General features: G+C 39.2%; 17 protein-coding genes. 5 read left to right on the top strand and 12 right to left on the bottom strand.

Going from position 1 to position 18,972, the window contains the following annotated elements:
- Positions 1-61 precede the first annotated feature (61 nt).
- From yicI to COD92_RS16105, 6 genes are all read right to left on the bottom strand, one after another.
- Positions 62-2,383: an alpha-xylosidase gene (gene yicI, locus COD92_RS16130; protein WP_098531466.1), complete on the bottom strand. Its 2,322-nt coding sequence runs from the start codon at positions 2,381-2,383 to the stop codon at positions 62-64.
- A 69-nt stretch (positions 2,384-2,452) separates the two neighbouring features.
- Positions 2,453-4,111 carry an ABC transporter substrate-binding protein gene (locus tag COD92_RS16125; RefSeq protein WP_098531465.1) on the bottom strand — a complete coding sequence of 553 codons (1,659 nt, stop codon included), beginning with the start codon at positions 4,109-4,111 and terminating at the stop codon, positions 2,453-2,455.
- 78 nt (positions 4,112-4,189) lie between these two features.
- Complete coding sequence (locus COD92_RS16120; RefSeq protein ID WP_098531464.1) at positions 4,190-5,104, bottom strand: carbohydrate ABC transporter permease; 915 nt, start codon at positions 5,102-5,104, stop codon at positions 4,190-4,192.
- Between the two features lie 14 nt (positions 5,105-5,118).
- On the bottom strand, positions 5,119-6,057 hold the full coding sequence (locus COD92_RS16115) for an ABC transporter permease (protein ID WP_255286716.1): 939 nt from the start codon (positions 6,055-6,057) through the stop codon (positions 5,119-5,121).
- 218 nt (positions 6,058-6,275) lie between these two features.
- Positions 6,276-6,833, bottom strand: coding sequence for a class I SAM-dependent methyltransferase (locus COD92_RS16110; RefSeq protein WP_176541279.1), 558 nt, complete (start codon positions 6,831-6,833; stop codon positions 6,276-6,278).
- A gap of 23 nt (positions 6,834-6,856) precedes the next feature.
- Entirely contained in the window at positions 6,857-7,648 is a 792-nt protein-coding gene (locus COD92_RS16105) for a hypothetical protein (RefSeq protein ID WP_098531461.1), read from the bottom strand.
- A gap of 537 nt (positions 7,649-8,185) precedes the next feature.
- On the opposite strand from COD92_RS16105, the gene COD92_RS32855 reads away from it, so the two are divergent.
- The 4 genes from COD92_RS32855 to COD92_RS16085 are packed head-to-tail and all read left to right on the top strand — an operon-like array spanning position 8,186 to position 12,205.
- A complete protein-coding gene (locus tag COD92_RS32855; RefSeq protein WP_098531460.1) occupies positions 8,186-8,311 on the top strand; it encodes a hypothetical protein in 126 nt (41 codons plus the stop codon).
- Positions 8,312-8,316: 5 nt separating this feature from the next.
- Positions 8,317-9,879: a spore germination protein gene (locus COD92_RS16095; protein WP_098531459.1), complete on the top strand. Its 1,563-nt coding sequence runs from the start codon at positions 8,317-8,319 to the stop codon at positions 9,877-9,879.
- A 6-nt stretch (positions 9,880-9,885) separates the two neighbouring features.
- Positions 9,886-11,010, top strand: coding sequence for a spore germination protein (locus tag COD92_RS16090; protein WP_255295279.1), 1,125 nt, complete (start codon positions 9,886-9,888; stop codon positions 11,008-11,010).
- Entirely contained in the window at positions 10,994-12,205 is a 1,212-nt protein-coding gene (locus COD92_RS16085; RefSeq protein WP_098531458.1) for a Ger(x)C family spore germination protein, read from the top strand. The genes COD92_RS16090 and COD92_RS16085 overlap by 17 nt, the downstream gene beginning before the upstream one ends.
- Positions 12,206-12,376: 171 nt before the next feature.
- Here the strand turns inward: COD92_RS16085 and COD92_RS32035 are convergent, their stop codons facing one another.
- The 6 genes from COD92_RS32035 to COD92_RS16055 form a co-directional block, all read right to left on the bottom strand.
- A complete protein-coding gene (locus COD92_RS32035) occupies positions 12,377-12,625 on the bottom strand; it encodes a hypothetical protein (RefSeq protein WP_176541278.1) in 249 nt (82 codons plus the stop codon).
- The gene (locus tag COD92_RS16075; protein WP_098531457.1) at positions 12,613-13,575 is read right to left on the bottom strand and encodes a sugar phosphate isomerase/epimerase family protein; all 963 of its coding nucleotides are present in this window, start codon (positions 13,573-13,575) and stop codon (positions 12,613-12,615) included. The genes COD92_RS32035 and COD92_RS16075 overlap by 13 nt, the downstream gene beginning before the upstream one ends.
- Positions 13,572-14,588, bottom strand: coding sequence for a Gfo/Idh/MocA family protein (locus COD92_RS16070; RefSeq protein WP_098531456.1), 1,017 nt, complete (start codon positions 14,586-14,588; stop codon positions 13,572-13,574). The genes COD92_RS16075 and COD92_RS16070 overlap by 4 nt, the downstream gene beginning before the upstream one ends.
- A 282-nt stretch (positions 14,589-14,870) precedes the next feature.
- Positions 14,871-15,965 carry a Gfo/Idh/MocA family protein gene (locus tag COD92_RS16065; RefSeq protein WP_176541277.1) on the bottom strand — a complete coding sequence of 365 codons (1,095 nt, stop codon included), beginning with the start codon at positions 15,963-15,965 and terminating at the stop codon, positions 14,871-14,873.
- 37 nt (positions 15,966-16,002) lie between these two features.
- Positions 16,003-16,740 (bottom strand): ThuA domain-containing protein, encoded by a 738-nt coding sequence (locus COD92_RS16060; protein WP_098531455.1) that lies wholly within the window; start codon positions 16,738-16,740, stop codon positions 16,003-16,005.
- A 28-nt stretch (positions 16,741-16,768) separates the two neighbouring features.
- The gene (locus COD92_RS16055; RefSeq protein WP_098531454.1) at positions 16,769-17,929 is read right to left on the bottom strand and encodes a Gfo/Idh/MocA family protein; all 1,161 of its coding nucleotides are present in this window, start codon (positions 17,927-17,929) and stop codon (positions 16,769-16,771) included.
- A gap of 241 nt (positions 17,930-18,170) precedes the next feature.
- Between COD92_RS16055 and COD92_RS16050 the strand changes: the two genes are divergently transcribed.
- Positions 18,171-18,953 carry a helix-turn-helix domain-containing protein gene (locus COD92_RS16050; RefSeq protein WP_098531453.1) on the top strand — a complete coding sequence of 261 codons (783 nt, stop codon included), beginning with the start codon at positions 18,171-18,173 and terminating at the stop codon, positions 18,951-18,953.
- The last annotated feature ends 19 nt before the right edge of the window (positions 18,954-18,972 follow it).

Genomic DNA, 18,972 nt, shown 5'->3' with positions numbered 1-18,972 from the left:
ACCAAAAACGGAAAGTACTTAATTGAATTGTACCTTTAAAAAAGTAGATGCTGTCTATATTTTATAGAATAATAGTAAATCTTTTTACTCCTCTTTCAGGCGTAATTTTGACACCCAGTTCAGTGGTTTCAACCGCACCATCGGTAACCTCTAAAACTTCCTTAATACCACGAACCACTAGACTCCATGGTTTTCCTACATTAGTATTTGTAGAAACAAATAGCTTGTTGTCTTCGCGGCTTATAGAAACCTCCAATTCTGCTTCAGCAGACATATTACGAACTATGCAATTTGCTGTTTTTTCATCGTCTAGATTAAATAAATGAAGGTTCACCCCATCAGCATAATCATAGTCAGGCTTTGAATTTACTCCGCCAAATGCGACAATCGAGTTTGGCCGCACATATAAAGGAAGACTAAAATAATCGTTTTCTTCTAGTCTCCAGGTACCGCCCTCCACCTGCTCATTTGATAATAAATGAGTCCATTTGCCTTCTGGCAAGTAGAATGATGCTTCCCCTTCTTCATTAAACACTGGGGCAACAAGTAGAGAGTCACCCAACATATATTGTCTGTCAAGCGTTTCAACCGCTGGATCTTTTGGGAACTCTAAAATCATCGCTCTCATCATAGGCAGACCAGTGACAGCAGAATCTGTGGCAGAATTATAAATATATGGCATTAAACTGCATTTTAATTTTGTAAAGAAACGCGCAACATCAGATGCTTCTTCGTCATATGCCCATGGCACACGGTATGAGTTGCTGCCATGCAAACGGCTATGGCTGGATAGTAATCCGAAGGCAAGCCAACGCTTGAAAAGATCTGTTGGTGCCGTACTTTCAAAACCGCCAATATCATGACTCCAGAAACCAAAACCAGTTAATCCTAAGGACAGCCCTCCACGAATGCTTTCTGCCATTGACTCATAAGATGCATCACAATCACCGCCCCAATGAACAGGGAACTGCTGACCACCCGCCGTAGCAGAACGTGCAAACAATGTCGCTTCGCCCTCCCCTAACTGATCTTTTAACACATTATGAACAACTTTGTTATAAAGGAAGGTATAGTAATTATGCATTTTTTCCGGATCAGAACCATCAAAATAAACGACATCTGTTGGAATCCGTTCACCAAAGTCTGTCTTAAATGCATCTACTCCCATAGCCACTAATCGACGTAAATGACTTGCAAACCATTCACATGCTGCAGGATTCGTGAAGTCGACGACGCCCATTCCCGGCTGCCATTTATCCCATTGCCAAACGTCACCATTAGCTTTTTTCAATAGATAACCATTTTCTACCGCTTCATCAAAAAGAATGGATTCTTGGGCAATATATGGATTAATCCAGACACAAATCTTCAGCCCTTTTTCTTTTAAGCGCTTGAGCATCCCGGCAGGGTCTGGGAACATACTCTTATCCCATTCAAAGTCTGTCCAATGAAGCGCCTCCATCCAGAAGCAATCGTAGTGGAAAACCGATAATGGAATATCTCGTTCACTCATTCCTTCTACGAAACTATTAACAGTATTTTCATCATAATTTGTTGTAAAGGAGGTTGATAACCATAAGCCGAAGGACCAAGCTGGCGGAAGTGCAGGTTTTCCTGTTAAACTTGTATAATTGCTAATGACTTCTTTTAAATTTTTGCCGCCAATGATGATATATTCGAGTGATTCACCTTTTACACTGAATTGAACCTTTGAAACCTTTTCAGAGGCAACCTCCAGAGATACATTTTCAGGATGATTGATAAACACGCCATATCCTTTATTTGAAAGATAAAATGGTATGTTTTTATAAGATTGCTCCGAACTTGTTCCACCATCTTTATTCCAAATATCTACACTTTGACCATTTTTGATAAATGAAGTAAATCGCTCCCCTAAACCGTATATATATTCGCCCACTCCTAGATTCAGTTCTTCACGCATATAAGTAGTTTTATTTGAATCGGTTATATGGGACATAGCTTTAAAGCTGCTGGCCGTCATTTTTTTTCCATTATATTGGTACTCGACTCCCCATGGACCCTGTTTTGTTAGTATCGCACTGGTTTTACCGCTAGTAAAAATAATTTCCTTTTCTGTGTCCGAAATGGATACCGGTCCTTGCTGCTCATTTAATTCAAATTCCGGACCGCGTTTTTTAACACCTTTATGGTGATAAACTTTTACACGGATGCTATCTTCTTGGGGAGAAGAGAACTCTACCGTTAGTAACGGTGTATCCAATTGGCCGCCCCGGGCGGAGAGATCCCTTGGTCCAACAAGAACTTTTAATCTATTATTTTGTTGAATGGCTTTGAAAAATTGTACACCAGAAATTAACTCAAAGCCTTCACGAATTTGCCAGTTTCCATCTGTAAATTTCATTATTCTTCACACACCTCGTATTATTCTTGAAGAGAGACCCAAGCATGCTGGGTCTCCTTTATGACATGATTATTTCCAGAGCTCAACTCTATCTTTGATTAGCTTTGTACGCTCTTTTTCTGCTTTTTCTACTCCAGCAGCATCGAGGTCTTTAAGGAAAGTATCATAGATTTTGTCGAACTGAGATGGTTTTGCAAGAATCGCCTCAGGAATACGCTTTTTCACAATATCCAGTGCTTTTTTCTCAATTAGAGCTAATTCCGAATCACTTGCAACTTGGATATTATAAGAGGCACCCCAAGGTTTTACAGTGAACTCTTCAGCTTTCGGATAAAGATCTCTCCACATTTCAACACCATAGTTTTTCAATACTTCCTTCTCTACGTCTGTGTATGAATCTTTTACTTGTTCTGGTGATGCGATCGTATAAGTTTGACCACTTTCATCCGTTACACCATCACCATATGAAGGTGCCCAGCCTTTTAATACGCCAATACCAGTCTTCTTTACATAGTTAGCATCCGTATTACGTTTTTGCATTTCATCAGCAGGAATTACACGTTTGCCATTTTCAATAGTATAGTTTTTCCCTTCAATACCCCAGTTCTGAAGAATTTGTCCTTCATCTGAAGCTAAGAAATCTAAGAATTTAATAGCAGCTACAGGATCTTTACAGTCTTTTGTAATCCCGATTCCCCAGCCAGCTAAGTATCCGCTGCTTTGGAAGTTTGCTTGTTTCATATCACCCGTAAGAGTCGCAGGGTACATACCAAACATTCTGTCAGCCTTTCCTTGTTCCTTCAATGCACGTTGGGCTTCTGCGAACTCCCAATCATCATCGGTAATAGCAAGGACACGGCCAGAAGATAGTTTTGCGATATATTGGTCATATTTTTGAACAAAACTTTCAGGGTCAAGTAAGCCAATATCGTTCATATGGTTTAACCAGCGGAAATATTCTCTCTCATCTGGACGTTTATAGTGCATAGTTGCTTTATAGGTTTTAGGATCAATGTAATATTCACCATCGTCTGAGGCACCAGTTGCCCAGAAAGCAGGGTTTGTGGTTGAAATCATTATGCGCCAGTCATCTGCAAGTAAAGATAAACCAATTGTGTCTTGTCCATCAATTTTTGGATATTTTTCTTTGTAGGCTTTTACCGCATTTTCAACATCTTTTAGTGTCTTGATTTGTGGATAACCAAGTTCTTTTACAACTGAGTTCTGAAGTCCTACACCATGACTTGGACTAAAGTACTGTGTATCTATCGAACTTGTTGGTAAAATATAAATGGATTTGTCATCATTGCTCCACTTTAATCGGCTAAAATAGTCACCATAAATTTTCTTAAGGTTTGGTGCGTATTTGTTAATTAAATCTGTAAGGTCAATTAGGGCACCTGCTTCCACTAACGTTCCTGCACTACCTTTAGGGAAAATTAAATCAGGGTATTCACCACTAGCTACCATTAATGAAATCTTTTGAGTACCACCGTTTACATCAAATTCAGGTTTAACGGTCACACCTGTTTTTTCTTTAATAACTTTACTTACGGGGCTCTCCATATTATCCCATTGCGAGTTTGGATCGGCACTAAATAATGTTAGTTCCACTTGTCCATCCTTATTTTTAGTTACTTTTTCTTTGGATGTTTCTTTGCTGCAGCCAGTGATGACCAGCATAAAAATGAGGACTGATAAAAAGATAAATCTACTAGTGCGCTTCATACTTTACCTCCTAATATCGTTTATTATTGTTTTACAGATTACTCTGGTAACAAACACTTTCCAAAATTTTTTATTATCCTAGCTTTTAACGGCTCCGATCGTCATCCCTTGTACAAAATGTTTTTGAACAAATGGATACACAATCAGGATAGGAACAACTGTTACGATAGTAATCGCCATTTTAATAGATTCAGGTGAAACGAACTGAGCCATTTGATCCTTTGATAATCCCTTCATGGCATTTGGATCCGTAGCCCCCAAATTTGTATTTTGTAAAATTTTCATTAATTCATATTGTAAAGTCGTTAAGGCTGGGTTTTGACTGTTAAATAAATAGGTATCATACCATGAATTCCATTGACCAACTGCTACAAACAGGGCGACGGTTGCAAGTACGGGCTTACAAAGGGGCATAATAATCTTCCAAAATATCGTAAAATCATTTGCTCCATCAATTTTTGCCGATTCTTGCAGCGAGTAAGGAAGCCCATCCATAAAAGAACGTACAATAATGATATTAAAAGCGTTTACAATACCAGGAATGATATAAACCCAATAGGTGTTAATCATCCCTAAATCTCTTATTAACATATAGCCGGGAATTAAACCGCCTGAAAAATACATCGTAAGTACAATAATCGTTGAAATCACTTTTCGGCCCTGAAAATCGGCTCTGCTTAATGTAAACGCAACCATAGCAGAGGATAAAACACCAAGAATCGTTCCAATAACAGTCCGAGTAGCCGAATTGATAAAACCAGTAATTAAATTATCGTATTTAAATATTTCACGGTAATTGTCTAATGTGAATTCCCGCGGCCAAATATGAATCCCACCGCGAACCGTATCGATGGAGTCGTTTAATGAAATAGCCAGTACGTTTAAAAAGGGATAAACTGTAACTATCGCAACCACCGTAAGAAAAATAAAATTTCCAATATCAAATAGCCGATCGTAGTTTTTTTGTCTACCATATGAAACTGTCTTCGCCAAAGTACACTCCCCCCTTACATAACACTTTGATTTGAAAAGCGCTTAAAGATTCCATTGGCAATAAGCAGCAGGATAATACTAATCACTGAATTAAAGATCCCTATTGCCGTGCCATAAGAGAAACGTCCTAAGCCAATACCGTAGTTTAATGCATACAGATCAAGTACCTCTGAATAATCTACCGTTAAGGAATTTCCTAATAAAAATTGCTTTTCAAAGCCGATGCTTGTTAAATGTCCAATCGATAGAATTAATAGAACTAAAATAGTCGGGCGAATTCCCGGCAGGGTTACATGCCAAATTTGTCTCCATCTGCCTGCTCCATCAACTTTTGCTGCTTCATATAACTGTGAATCGATTCCTGCTATCGCTGCTAAAAAGATAATAGCATTCCAGCCCATTTCCTTCCATAAATCAGATGCAACAACAATTCCCCAGAAATATTCACCTTTTGCCATAAATTGAATTGGTTTATCAATAATACCCCAATTTACTAATAGTTCATTGACAACTCCGCCATCAATGGAGAGCATTTTCGTGATAATCCCCGCAACAACAACCCATGAAACAAAGTGTGGTAAATAAGTGATGGTTTGGACCGTTCTTTTAAAATAGGATAATCTCACTTCATTTAATAGAACAGCAAACATAATGGGAAACACGAATCCGACAACTAATCCCAAGATACTCATCGCAAGTGTATTACGAAGTACTAAGTAAAACCTGTCGTCAGAGAACAGTTCGGCAAAATTTTTAAACCCGACCCACTCCTGTTCTGAAAATGAGATTCCTGGCTTATAATTTTGAAAAGCCATTGTCCAGCCCCATAATGGCAAGTAATTAAAGATGATAACCAGAATAACAAAAGGGATGGACATCATATATAAATATTTTTGCTGCAAAAACACATTCCAAAAGCCCCTTTTCTTATTTCTTGGAATCAACGTATCCATTTGGGATTCTAGCACCAATGTATCCGCTTTCTTAAAAATCGTTTTCATTTGACCTCCTCCTTACTATTTGAATACATCTTATCGAAATTAAACGAATCTTAAAACCTAACAAATTAACACAAAAATCATATAATAATTTGATAAAACCGGTAATTCTGTCTGGAAACTAAAATAGGCACCATCCTCATACTTAGGACAGTGCCTTCTTCCAACCGCTATTATTTTCTACAAAAGATGGTTTGCCTTCCCTCGTGTTCGTTTTCTTCATAATAAAGAACTTGCCATTCCCCGAACTCATTTAACAACTCTTTAGGCTTCAGCTTATACTGATCTGATACTCCTTGTTTCACAGTGTTGGGTGTCTGATAATAGGTCTCCATGAAAAAGTAACCACCTGCTTTAAGGATCTTTTTTATCATAGGAAAAAGCGTTCGATCTAGGTAATAGGTGACAACAATCATGTCAAAGGATTGGTTGTCCCAGCTGTGTTGGTCCAGTGTAGTAAGATCTGCCATCCTTGCATCGATTGGGAAATTATTTTTTGCAGCCTGGTCCTGTAAATAAGCAATCGCAACATCTGAAATATCGATAGCTTGTACGTTATAACCCCTTCGAGAAAGAAACAAACTGTTTCCTCCTAGACCGCAGGCAAGATCAAGTGCATTGCCACCATTTAGATAAGCCGCTAGCTTCATTAATCTAGCATTCGATGCAGGTTCGGTGCGTTGTTCCATCCGTTCCCGATGTTTATTGTTCCATTTTGATTGAATGTCCATATTTAACCTCATCTTATAGGCCATTATTCTTGCAAACTATTTTTAAATTGATCATAATCCGTTTTGACATAATGAAAGACTACTGCGTTGCCGCCTTGATCTGGGTGGGTTATTTTTAATAGTTTTTTATATCTTGTTAAAACTTCCTTTTCACTCGCCGTTTTTGATAGCCCTAATTTTTGGCGAAAATCAAGTCTTTGTGCTGGTGGTGTGGCCTGGGTCCTATCAGGAACTTTTTTCCCTTGTTTAGAAAGTTTTTCTTTTAAGTATAACAATTCGCTATTCAGTTCAATATTCTCTTTTAATACTTTTCTCATTTCCTTTTGTAATTCATTTTTTTCAAGTTCTAAGTTGAGGATTTCTTTTTGTAATTTATTTCTTTGCTGAATGATAGTCCTGACTGACGATTTATGGAGCTCCTCTAACTCTTTTATATGGTCATCCTGAACTTTTACTTTAGCTTTTAATTCCCGGATTAGTTTATCTTGCTCTGAAGGTGGCTTGATTAAATGCTTAGGATTTTTTACATTTGATATGTATTCGGTTAGTTGATTTCCGTTTCCTACTTTTTGAATCTTACCCTCATATAGCCAGCGTTGAACGACTTGAATACCCATACTTGCAGCAACACCTGCATCATTTAATAAGTTTATCGCTTGATCTGTATTTTGAAGTATATAGTCTGTTTGTTGAAATGCACCTTTAGCCTCGTATTTAATTTTACGCTCACGCAGCCAACGTCTTACCGTTTCAACACAAATATCGTCTGAAACTCCCGCGGCTTTTAAAAAATCAAAAGCTTGATCTGTGTTCACAAAGATCTCCTTTCCCTCACTGAGTTAAAGAGTTTACTCAATCGTGCTTAAATTTTTTATAATATTTATCTTATCGAAGTTAATGGTTAAAGTGAATGGCTCAAAAAGACTATTAGTACATGCATTTTTCGATTTATATAAAACGTGTTTGAATCAAGGAACCAAGTTAAAAAATCCTCTTTACTGTAAAGACATTTTAATAAGTTTACATAATTTTTATTATCGTTACACTTTTCTTGAATTTGTTTATTAAACATAAGAAAAGCACCCAAAAAGGATGCCTTATCAGCCATTTCAACTTATGAGATTAAGTTCTTTCTTCCAACCCTATGCTGATTTAAAACCATTTTCCGCCATTAACCAGGTATGAATTAGAGATTCTGAGGAAAAATATGCATTGGTGTAATATTCCTTGAATTGGCAATCATGCAATCCAATAAATGATAACCTTTTAAGTTAATCACCATTTTAGACGGACACATGCTTCTAGTATCATCAATTATTCGCTGACATGAAATTTTTTACGGGGGAATGGAAATGTGGAAAGCAATTGTTTCATACCTTCCGGACTGGAGTGTTTTTATGCAAGCTTTTATGGCATGTATTATTCCATACGCGATCTCACGATTTTTTAAATGGATTCGTCAAACTGAGGATGAGTGATCGAAATGAGAGCACGGAAATTAAAGTACAAAAAAACAAAAAGAAATGCCGATACACAGGAATCTACTATCCCTCCCTATTTATCCGCTCCATTTACCGGTAATTTTAACGATGATCTGGATCTTGTCAGAAAAGAAATCGATGATCATGATGATGTCCATTTACGGGAATTTAAAATTGGGCGTACAAACATTCGTGCAGCCATCATTTATGTAGAGGGGCTGTCAGATAAGGAACTGATCGACACTCATATTATGAAATCATTGATGGCTGATTTTTCAAAGGAATATAACCACCAGCCAGCTTATGAGAAAGGGACCCTTTTAACAGAGTTGATAAAAAATCAAGTTCTTTCCATTAGCGAAGTAAACGAAACCCATCATATCAAAGAGGTGATGACAAAAGTTCTAACAGGTTCGACAGCTCTTTTGATGGATGGATCATCAGACGCGTTTATTCTTGGTACAGCGAAAGGAAAAACAAGGAGTATTGAAGATCCCGTATCAGAGGGATTAGTCAGAGGTCCACGAGTAGGTTTCACGGAAAGCCTAAGCGATAATACGGCCCTATTACGGCGTCATGGTGAAAACGAGAACTTATCCTTAACAAAATTCCAGGTAGGAAAACGGACAAAAAAAGAACTGGTCGTTGCCTATATGAAGGAGATTGCTGACCCGCAATTAGTAGAAGAGGTTAAGAAAAGAATCAACAAAATCGATATTGATCATGTAGCCGAATCCGGCTATATCGAGCAGCTCATCGAAGATCATTATCTCAGTCCTTTTCCGCAAATACAGAATACAGAGCGGCCTGACCGCGTTATCAGTGCCTTAATGGAAGGACGGGTAGCGATTTTGTTAGATGGGACACCCTTCGCTCTAATCGCTCCGGTTACCTTTAGCATGCTATTGCAATCGCCGGAGGACTATTATGAACGTTGGATTTCTGGCACCTTCGTCCGCCTATTGCGTTTTTTTGCAGCCTTTATTTCTCTTTTTACCCCTGCATTATATATTGCCTTTATCTCGTTTCATCCCGGATTGATCCCAACCAAGCTGGCGATGTCCATCTCAGGAACGCGGCAGGGCGTTCCCTTTCCTTCGCTTATAGAAGCATTGATTATGGAAGTAGCCATCGAAATTTTGCGGGAAGCCGGGCTGCGCTTACCCAAGCCGATTGGCCCCGCGATGGGGATTGTCGGCGGTCTAATCATTGGCGAAGCAGCCGTACAAGCAGGAATCATCAGTCCGATTATGGTAATTGTCGTGGCGGTAACCGCCATTTCCTCCTTTACCATTCCACAGTATAGCACGGGAATTACGCTGCGTATTCTCCGTTTTGTCGCCATGTTTTGCGCGGCTATATTTGGATTGTACGGGATTATTCTGTTTTTTCTTTTTCTTTGCAGTCATTTAGTCAAATTGAAGAGTTTTGGTACCCCTTATACCAGTCCGCCTGTGCCTTATTACTTAAGGGATTGGAAAGATTTTATGGTTCGCATGCCACTTATGATGATGAAACGCCGTCCAAAAATAATGGATACAAAAAATGCCGGCCGCAAAGGATAGCTCGCGATGAAAGGAAGTTGTTCCAGGAAGATGAGCATTCCCAAAGACCAAATTACCACTCCACAAACGGTTGTGATCGTCACCAATACGATACTTGCAACAGGGGTTCTTACCCTGCCGAGATCAGCCGTTGAGAAAGTAAAAACACCTGATATTTGGATCACCGTTATTTTAGGCGGACTGATGACGATGATAGCATCTATCATCATCGTGAAATTATGCCAACAATTCCCTGAAAAAACATTTTACCAATACAACAAGGAAATTGTCGGGAAATGGGTCGGCGGGTTGCTTAGTTTGCTCGTTATAAGTTATTTTCTTTTTTCAGCCAGCTTTCAAATTCGTTCAATGGCGGAAGTGACAAGTTTTTTCTTACTAGAAGGCACCCCCACCTGGGCCATTGTCATGCCTTTTATGTGGATAAGCCTCTACCTGATGATGGACGGCATCAATCCAATTGCTCGTCTGTTTGAAATTATATTCCCTATTACGGTTATCTTTTTTTTGCTGGTCGCCTTCCTAAGCTTTAAATTATTTGAGATTGATAACCTGCGTCCGATATTAGGGCTGGGAGTCGTACCGGTACTAAAAGGGATCAAGACAACAGCTCTCGCCTATACAGGTCCTGAAATCATGCTGATTGTTTTGGCGTTTATGCAACAGCCCAACAAAGCCGTAAAATCGGTTCTCGTTGGAACAGCTATCCCCTTAGCCTTTTACGTCATTACCGTTGTGATGGTCATCGGAGCCCTATCCATCGATGGAGTCACCACGAGAACATGGCCAACGCTTGATCTCATCCGAAGCTTTGAAATCCACGGTTTGTTATTTGAACGGTTTGAGTCTGTGTTACTCGTGATCTGGATCATGCAAATGTTTGCCACTTTTACCATCATGTATTATGCGGCTGCCTTGGGACTGGCTCAACTATTTCAAAGCAAGATTAATCGATTTATGTATGGCTTGCTTCCGCTTATTTACATCATTTCCATGGTGCCTAAAACGATCAATAAACTATTTAAACTCGGGGATATGATCGGGAATGCCGCGTTGTATTTATTTGCTGTACTTCCTATTCTGCTTCTTATCATCGCAAAATGGAAGGATAGAAAATATGAAGAAAAACTTTAAAAGCAGACAATTCCTTCTGGTTTCGCTATCACTTTTTCTACTCCTGTCTCTTACAGGATGCTGGAGCAGTCACGAAATTGAAGAACTTCGATTAGAGGTCGGTATCGCATTAGATAAAGGCAAGGAGTCAGCCACTGAGAAAGAGCTGGAGGAACAGGGCGGAGGATATCCGAAAAGAAACATCATCACCCTGACCCACCAATTTATTAACGCACAAGCAACCGGCGCGGGCAATAAAGGTACTGGTACACAACAAAAAACATACCTTAATATTTCTGATACGGGAGATTCTATCCACCAAATCATTCGTGAACTGCCATTGAACGGAAAGGGGAACTTTACCAGTCAACACACGAAAGTGATCGTGATTGGTGAGAAACTTTTGCGTACATATAGCTTGGACCGATTACTTAATGAATTTCTCCGTGATAATGAGATTAGACCAAGCTGTCTCGTCATCATTAGCAAGGGACGAGCCAGTAAGGCGCTTGAATTAAACAATCCGGGAGAAGTTTCAGCGTTTAGCTTAGTTAAAACGACAGAGAGTCAATCCAGAACAACAAGGATTTTGCCTCCTATGCCGCTGGCTAAATTAACAGGCAAGATGCAGTCGGAATCCAGTTTTTTGCTGCAAAATGTCGTCTCCGCGAACGGAGAAGTTAAGTTTGCGGGTGCTGCGGTGATCAATGGAAAGACAAAAAAGCTAGTTGGTTTTTTGAATGAAGAGGAATTAGAGGGGATCACTTGGATTACTGGGAAAGGAAAAGGCGGTGTAGTGAAAAGCTTTGATCAAGAGACAAAAGAACTCATTATTTACGAGATAGAAACAATGAATAGCAAAATCATACCGCATGTGAAAGGAGAAGACATATCCTTTGATGTCAACATCGAATCGGAGGGACGTCTATCCGAAAATTGGGTTGCGAAGGGAAATCCTTTTAATAACAAATTTCTCAACCGGACAAAAAAGGCTGCTGAAAAAGAAGTAAAGCATCTCGTACACAATGTAACAGACAAAATGCAAAAAGAATATCAAACAGACGTTGCCGGGTTTGGCAACCAATTAAGAATAGAGCATCCAAAATTATGGGAAAAAGTCAAAAAAGATTGGGATGAAAGATTTAGTAACGTTCCTATCAAGTATAATGTAAAATTGACGATTAAAGATTATGGGACGTTTGGCGCCAGTAAATAGCTCCAACCTCGTGTTGGAGCCATCATTTTTACTTCACATTATCAATTCTTTCCCAACTCTTATACTCCGAAGACCTCTCAACAGCCTCCATAATGGCTTGAGCAATATATCCATCAACAAAATTTGGAGAAGGTGATACCCCTTTTTCCATTCCATTCATCAAAGTAACAATTAAATTGATAAAGGTATGCTCGTATCCAATAATATGCCCAGCAGGCCAATAGGCTCCCGCAAAAGGGTGTGGTTCCTCTGTGCAATTGATTTTCCTGAACCCTTGTAATCCATCTTCATCAGTGGCAAAACTGGCTTTACCCCCAATTGAAAGAAGGTAGAGAGACCTTGATAGGCATGAGAATGGTCCTTCCCCATGAACTTATAACCAACCATCCCAATTCGAACTTCTTTCTTTAGGCCCACCATAATTCCTTGGCCCCCTCTTGAATTACCATATCTTTCAAGAACGACACCGCCTTACTAAATCCTTCTTCAACGCTCATGAGGCCATCCTCATGTTCAATACTAATGGCACCTTGATACCCAATCACTTGAAGAGCACTTATAATATCTCTCCATACATCTTCTCCGTGACCATATCCAACTGTTCTAAATACCCAAGACCGATTCGCGATATCCTTGTATGATTTTGTGTCTAGGACCCCATTCAGAAGACAATTTTGGTTATCAACCTTCGTGTCCTTCGCATGGAAATGGACAATAGCATCTCCTAATGCCTTAATACTGGCGACTGGGTCCATTCCTTGCCAGAAATAGTGACTAGGATCAAAGTTGATACCGATTCTATCACCGCACTCATTTCGCAGGCGCAGTGCCGTTTCTGTGTTATAAACTACAAATCCTGGGTGTGGTTCTATAGCCACGCGAACATTACACTCTTCTAATAGTTCAGCCTGTTTCTTCCAATAAGGAATGACTTTATTTTCCCATTGCCACTGTACCACCTTAGAAAAATCATCCGGCCAAGGATTCGTGATCCAGACTGGGTGTTGGGAATACTCGGACTCTCCCGGACAACCCGAGAAGGTAACCACATTTTCTACACCCAAAATAGACGCGAGCTTTACTGTATCGACAAAAGCATCATGGTGTTCATAGCCAATTTCTGTATTTGGATGGAGCGGATTTCCATGGCAGCTTAAGGCACTAATCTTGATCCCTCTTGATTCAAATGCCTGTTTAAATTGTTCCAATTTAGATTGATTTGCTAATAATTCACTAGGATTACAATGAGCATTACCCACATATCCACCTGTACCAATTTCAACGGTGTCCAAGCCGCTTTCTTTAATGTAATCTAACATTTCTGCTAAAGACATTTTTGAAAATAATACTGCAAATACACCTAGTTTCATAGTTTCACACTCCTCATTTCAATAATATCTTGAACATCAATTTCCTTGTTTTGTTTAATCGATAGTAAAGCTGCTCCCACAACGGCAAAGCTTTGAATATTATCAGAAAGAACGGTTACCGGTTTTCTTCCTTGTTTAATGGCTGATACCATTTCATAGATAGAATACTCACGATCCTTATATTCCATTGGCTCTATTTCTAATTGTTTGGTTTGCCCATTTTCAAACGAAACCGTAGGACAATTATCCGTTAGTTCAATGATACCCTTTTCCCCCACCAACTTAAAATCACCATTCCATGGTGTTTCTTTCCCTCTTGTTACCCAACTACCAAAATAGTTAATTAGAATTCCTTCAAAATCCATTACTAGACTAGCCGCACTATTGCCGTTAAACCAACTCCAGGAGGGCTTCATACTTTTGGCAAAAACCGCTGAAGGATTGACATTTAGTAGATATCTCATTAAATCAAAGTGATGAATGCTCATATCCTCGATAAGAATCTCGGAATATTGATCCCTCCATCCTCCGAAATTGGTAGCTCGGCGGAAGTTCCATTCAACGTATTCTACTTTGCCAATGACCTCTTTTTCTAGTGCCTTTTTAACCGCTTGTATCTCCGGTCTCCAGCGATAATTTTGACTGATCATAATAAATTTCTCGTAGATATTGGATTTTTCGAGTAACTCTTTCGCATCTTCAAAGGTTTGCGCGATTGGTTTCTCCATAAAAACATGTAAGTCATTGGCTAATGCATCAAGCGCAAGCTTTTTATGTGTTTGTGGTGGTGTGATAATCACCGCAATATCCGCCTTACTTTTTGCAAAGGCCTCTAAATGGTCAGTGTAGTATTCAACTAAAGGATTCTTAACAAACTTTTTCGCATTTTCAAGATTTTCTTGATTGACATCGACTACCGCTACTAACTCTAGTTCTTGAAAATTATCCAATATTTCAAGCCAAGAGGTTCCAAATCCTCCTGTTCCAACTTGTATCGCCTTTAATTTACTCATTATCGGCCTCCTATTTTGAATTTATCAAAAATATAAGTACTGCAAAGGGGTTAAAAAAACTGGCTCTGTTAAATTTGGCTGTTGATTTCCAATCAACAGCGTATAAAAACAACAATGTCATTTAACAGAGCCTAAAAATGAAGAAAAACTACTCATTTCAAAATGAAACGAGTAGATTTTTTCAAGTTAGTCTACCAACATCTATACTAAAAAAGGGTTTGATAGGTTTATTTAATAAATATTTTCAGAGAAGCTTCTGAAGTTTACCAAAAGATTTTAGATCTACTTAGCCTGTAATTCAAAAGGAACTGATTCAGGGCGCGTACATGTACTTTCCATTAGATAGTGTTTACCATTATCCGAGGAATCATGGAAGCCATGCATCGCTTCTAAAACATGATACGCTAAATCGCCATTTGCTCGATAATTTCCACCTTCGAGAATCGCTTTGGCCATATCAGCGACACCAAGTCCTCTACTGTTTTGGGCGTTCCCGTAAGCTAGAGGAACCTCTTTAAATTCATTTTCATCACGTTTTCTTATTTTGACAGGACCACCGAACGTATTTGGATCAGGTACTAGTAAAGTCCCTTCACTTCCATAAATTTCAATAGGAGGCAGAGAGGTACCGCCAAATGCATCAAAGCTTGTTGTAATGTTTCCAATTACCCCCGATGCAAAATCAATCACACCTGAAATGTGCGTTGGGGTTGATACTTCAATTTTAGTACCTGCTTTTGGCTGGCTAAGCACCGTTCTTTCCGGATAACTAATCCGAACGGATCCAGAAATTCGTTTAATCGGTCCTAAAAGAGCCACCAATGCTGTTAAGTAATAGGGTCCCATATCAAACATCGGTCCGCCGCCGGTATCATAATAGAAGGCAGGATCTGGATGCCAATGTTCGTGACCGCGGCAAATCATGAAGGCTGAAGCACCAATCGGTTCACCGATTTCACCTTGTTCAATCAAATGAATGGCGGTTTGAATACCCGCACCTAAGAAGGTATCAGGTGCACTGCCAACAAGGAGATTCTTCTTCTTGGCTGTTTCTAAAATTTGTCTTCCTTCCTCGCGTGTAACAGCTAGTGGTTTTTCTGTATAAACATGCTTACCTGCTTCAAGTGCCTGGATGCAGACAATGGCATGTGCTTTTGGAATCGTTAAATTGATAACTAGTTCAATCGCTTGGTCAGAAAGCAATTCTTCCACGGAACAAGCTTTAGGAATACCAAACTTTTCAGCTTGGGATTGTGCACGCTCTACATCTAAATCCGCACAGGCAATCAGTTCGAGGTGAGGGAACTTCTGACAGTTTTCCATATAAATAGAACTAATATTTCCACAACCGATAATACCGATCTTTAGCTTTTTCATGATAGCTCCTCCTAGTTTAATATTCTTAAACACTTTCTTATTGACTGTCTCCCATGCCAGTATAGGCACGCACATTTCCGTAAATTGAATCTACATCTAATTCTTCAGCCCGTTTCTTTCCTTCAGCAGCCCATAGGAATCCGCGTCGCATAATCAGCGAAACTTCAGGCATGGCAACGATGTTTGCCTGATGGCCTAATGAATTATAAAATACATTTCCAAGGCCCCAGCGTTTTGTCCATACTACTGGCATATCCACTGCTTTGTTGGCAGAATGCGGACCATGAAATACTGGAAAGCGAGTAGTCGCTAATACTTCCACAGCTGGGTCGTAATGAAGGTAATATTGCTCACTAGCAACTTTAAAATCAGAGATCCCTTCTAAGAGCGGACTAGAGGAATGCTTGATGTTTACTGTGTATTCCACACCATCATTACCAGGATGAGCGACCCAATTTCCGCCCGTCATAAATTGCCAGTCCACATTGTTACGGAAAGAGTCACACATGCCACCGTGGCAGCCGGCTAAGCCAACACCCGCTGCGACTGCTTCAGAGATATTTAAGACATACTTTCTTTCAATTTGTCCCATCGTCCAGTGAGGAACGATTAGATCTAAGGACTTTAACTTCTCCTTATCTGCATATGAGTCTAGTGAATTGGAAACCTCCACTTGGAAATTCTCTTCCTCAAGGATTCCTTTAAAGATTTCTGCTACCTGCTCTGGCTGATGTCCATCCCATCCGCCCCAAACGATTAATGCCTTTTTTTGCATAGCTCATGCACTCCTTTGATATTTTATTTTAAACGTCAGAAATTCGGATCCATTGGCGTTTTTCAATTGATAAATCAACCGCTGCTAAAACTTCTTGGCACTTTACGCCATCGCGGAAGTTAGGAACTGGCTGGCGGTCTTCCCGGAAAGACTCCATCAGTTCAACCACTTCATGAATAAACGTATGTTCATAACCAATCGTATGTCCTGGCGGCCACCAAGCTTCGGCAAATGCATGCGTTGGGTCAGTCGCTAAGACACGGCGGAAACCTTGAACATCGTCTCTGTCATTCACGAAATAAACTTGCAGTTCATTCATCCGTTCAAAGTCAAAGACGACACTTCCTTTACTGCCATTGATCTCAAATGAATTGGTACAGCGGTGTCCAGCAGCAAAACGAGTAGCTTCAAAGCTTCCTAGAGCTCCGTTCGCAAAACGAGCCAAGAATAGGGTTGCATCATCAACCGTTACTTCCCCTTTTTCACCACTATCACTGCCTTTTGCTGATAAGCCTGTCATTTGAGTTGGAATTGGTCTTTCTTTGATAAATGTTTCGCTCATTCCAATCACTTCTGTCATATCCCCAATGAGATAATGCGCCAAATCAATCAGATGGGCACCAAGATCTCCGTGAGAACCTGAACCGGCAACATCCTTCTGTAGTCTCCATGCTAATGGAAAGTTTGGATCGACGAGCCAATCCTGTAAAAAATGAGCGCGGAAATGATAGATTTCTCCTAGGTTCCCTTCGTCAATAAGTTTTTTAGCAAGCATGACTGCAGGGGCAAAGCGATAATTAAAACCAACCATGTGCTTAACACCAGCCGCTTCAACCACTTGAAGCATTTCTCTCGAGTCCTCCAATGTAAGCGCTAACGGTTTTTCGCAAAAAACATGTTTCCCTGCTTGTGCAGCCGCAATCGTTATTTCTTTATGTACATCACTTGGTGCATTTATATCTATTAAATCAATATCATCTCTGTCTAAGAGAGTTTTCCAGTCAGTGGTATATTCCTCCCAGCCGAATTGCTTAGCTGCAAGCGCCACACCTTCAGGATCACGTCCACAAATCACCTTCATTTCAGGATGGACTGTGTTTGGGAAAAAGAGTGGAAGATCCCGGTATGCATGACTATGTGCTTTACCCATAAATTTATAGCCGACCATTCCAATTCTAATATTTTCCATACTTATCTCCTTTTTATATTTGATTGTGATAAGATTAAGCGATTAATAGTCTCTTGTGCTCCATTTAATAGATGCTCATGCCATTACTCTAAGAATTACAACCAAAAAACTTGCGATTAAACTCTATTTTTTATTTTTCTAACTATTTAAAAATTTATCATTATTTGGTTTGACACAACAAGAAAAAACTTATATAATCCTAGACAAAATTTAACTTTTTTTCAAAAGGACCAATAATAAAATGTTAATCTATGAAGCACAGCATTATGATTTAATGACTAACTATGAGACGACTGATTTAAACTTTCCAAGCCATCTCCACCGATGTTTTGAATTAGTATTTGTTGTAGAAGGAGAAATGGAAGTCATAATTAGTCAAAGATGTTTTCATTTGAAGACTGGACAATTTTTACTAATATTACCGTATGAAATTCATTCATTTATTACGAATTCACAATCACGAGCTAAAATTTGTATCTTCTCTCCAGATTTTGTACCGACTTTTCAAAGGATGATAGAAAAAAGCTCCCTAGAAAACCCAGTTTTCAACCTATCACTAGAGGCAAAAACACTTATTTCAAGGATACTTTTTTCGACTAACTCAAATCTACTAGAACAAAAAGCAAGTCTCTATTTATTAGTATCAGAGTTAATGAGACAAACAACCCTCATTAAAGTACAAAAAGAACCAGAGCTGCTCCATTCCATTTTAACCTATATACAGGAACACTTTACGGAATCTATTTCTTTAAACAGTATGGCTGGGACATTTGGTTACAGTTATAATTATTTATCCAAATATTTTAATGCTCATGTTAAAACGTCTTTTGTAGATTTTCTAAATGAAACCAGGATCAACTATGCTTGTTATTTGTTAAGTACTACGGAAAAAAATATTACCGAGATTGCATATCTTTGTGGATATGAAAACATACGTTCATTCAATCGCAATTTTGTTAAGATAAAATTATCTACACCAAAAGAATACAGAGAAAACCAAACCTCTCTGTATTTTGAATTGTGATTTGTATCCTGATACTATT

It is taken from the genome of Bacillus sp. AFS037270, from assembly GCF_002585305.1.
Note: the sequence above shows the minus strand (reverse complement) of the source record. Positions and strands in the feature narration are given on the sequence as shown.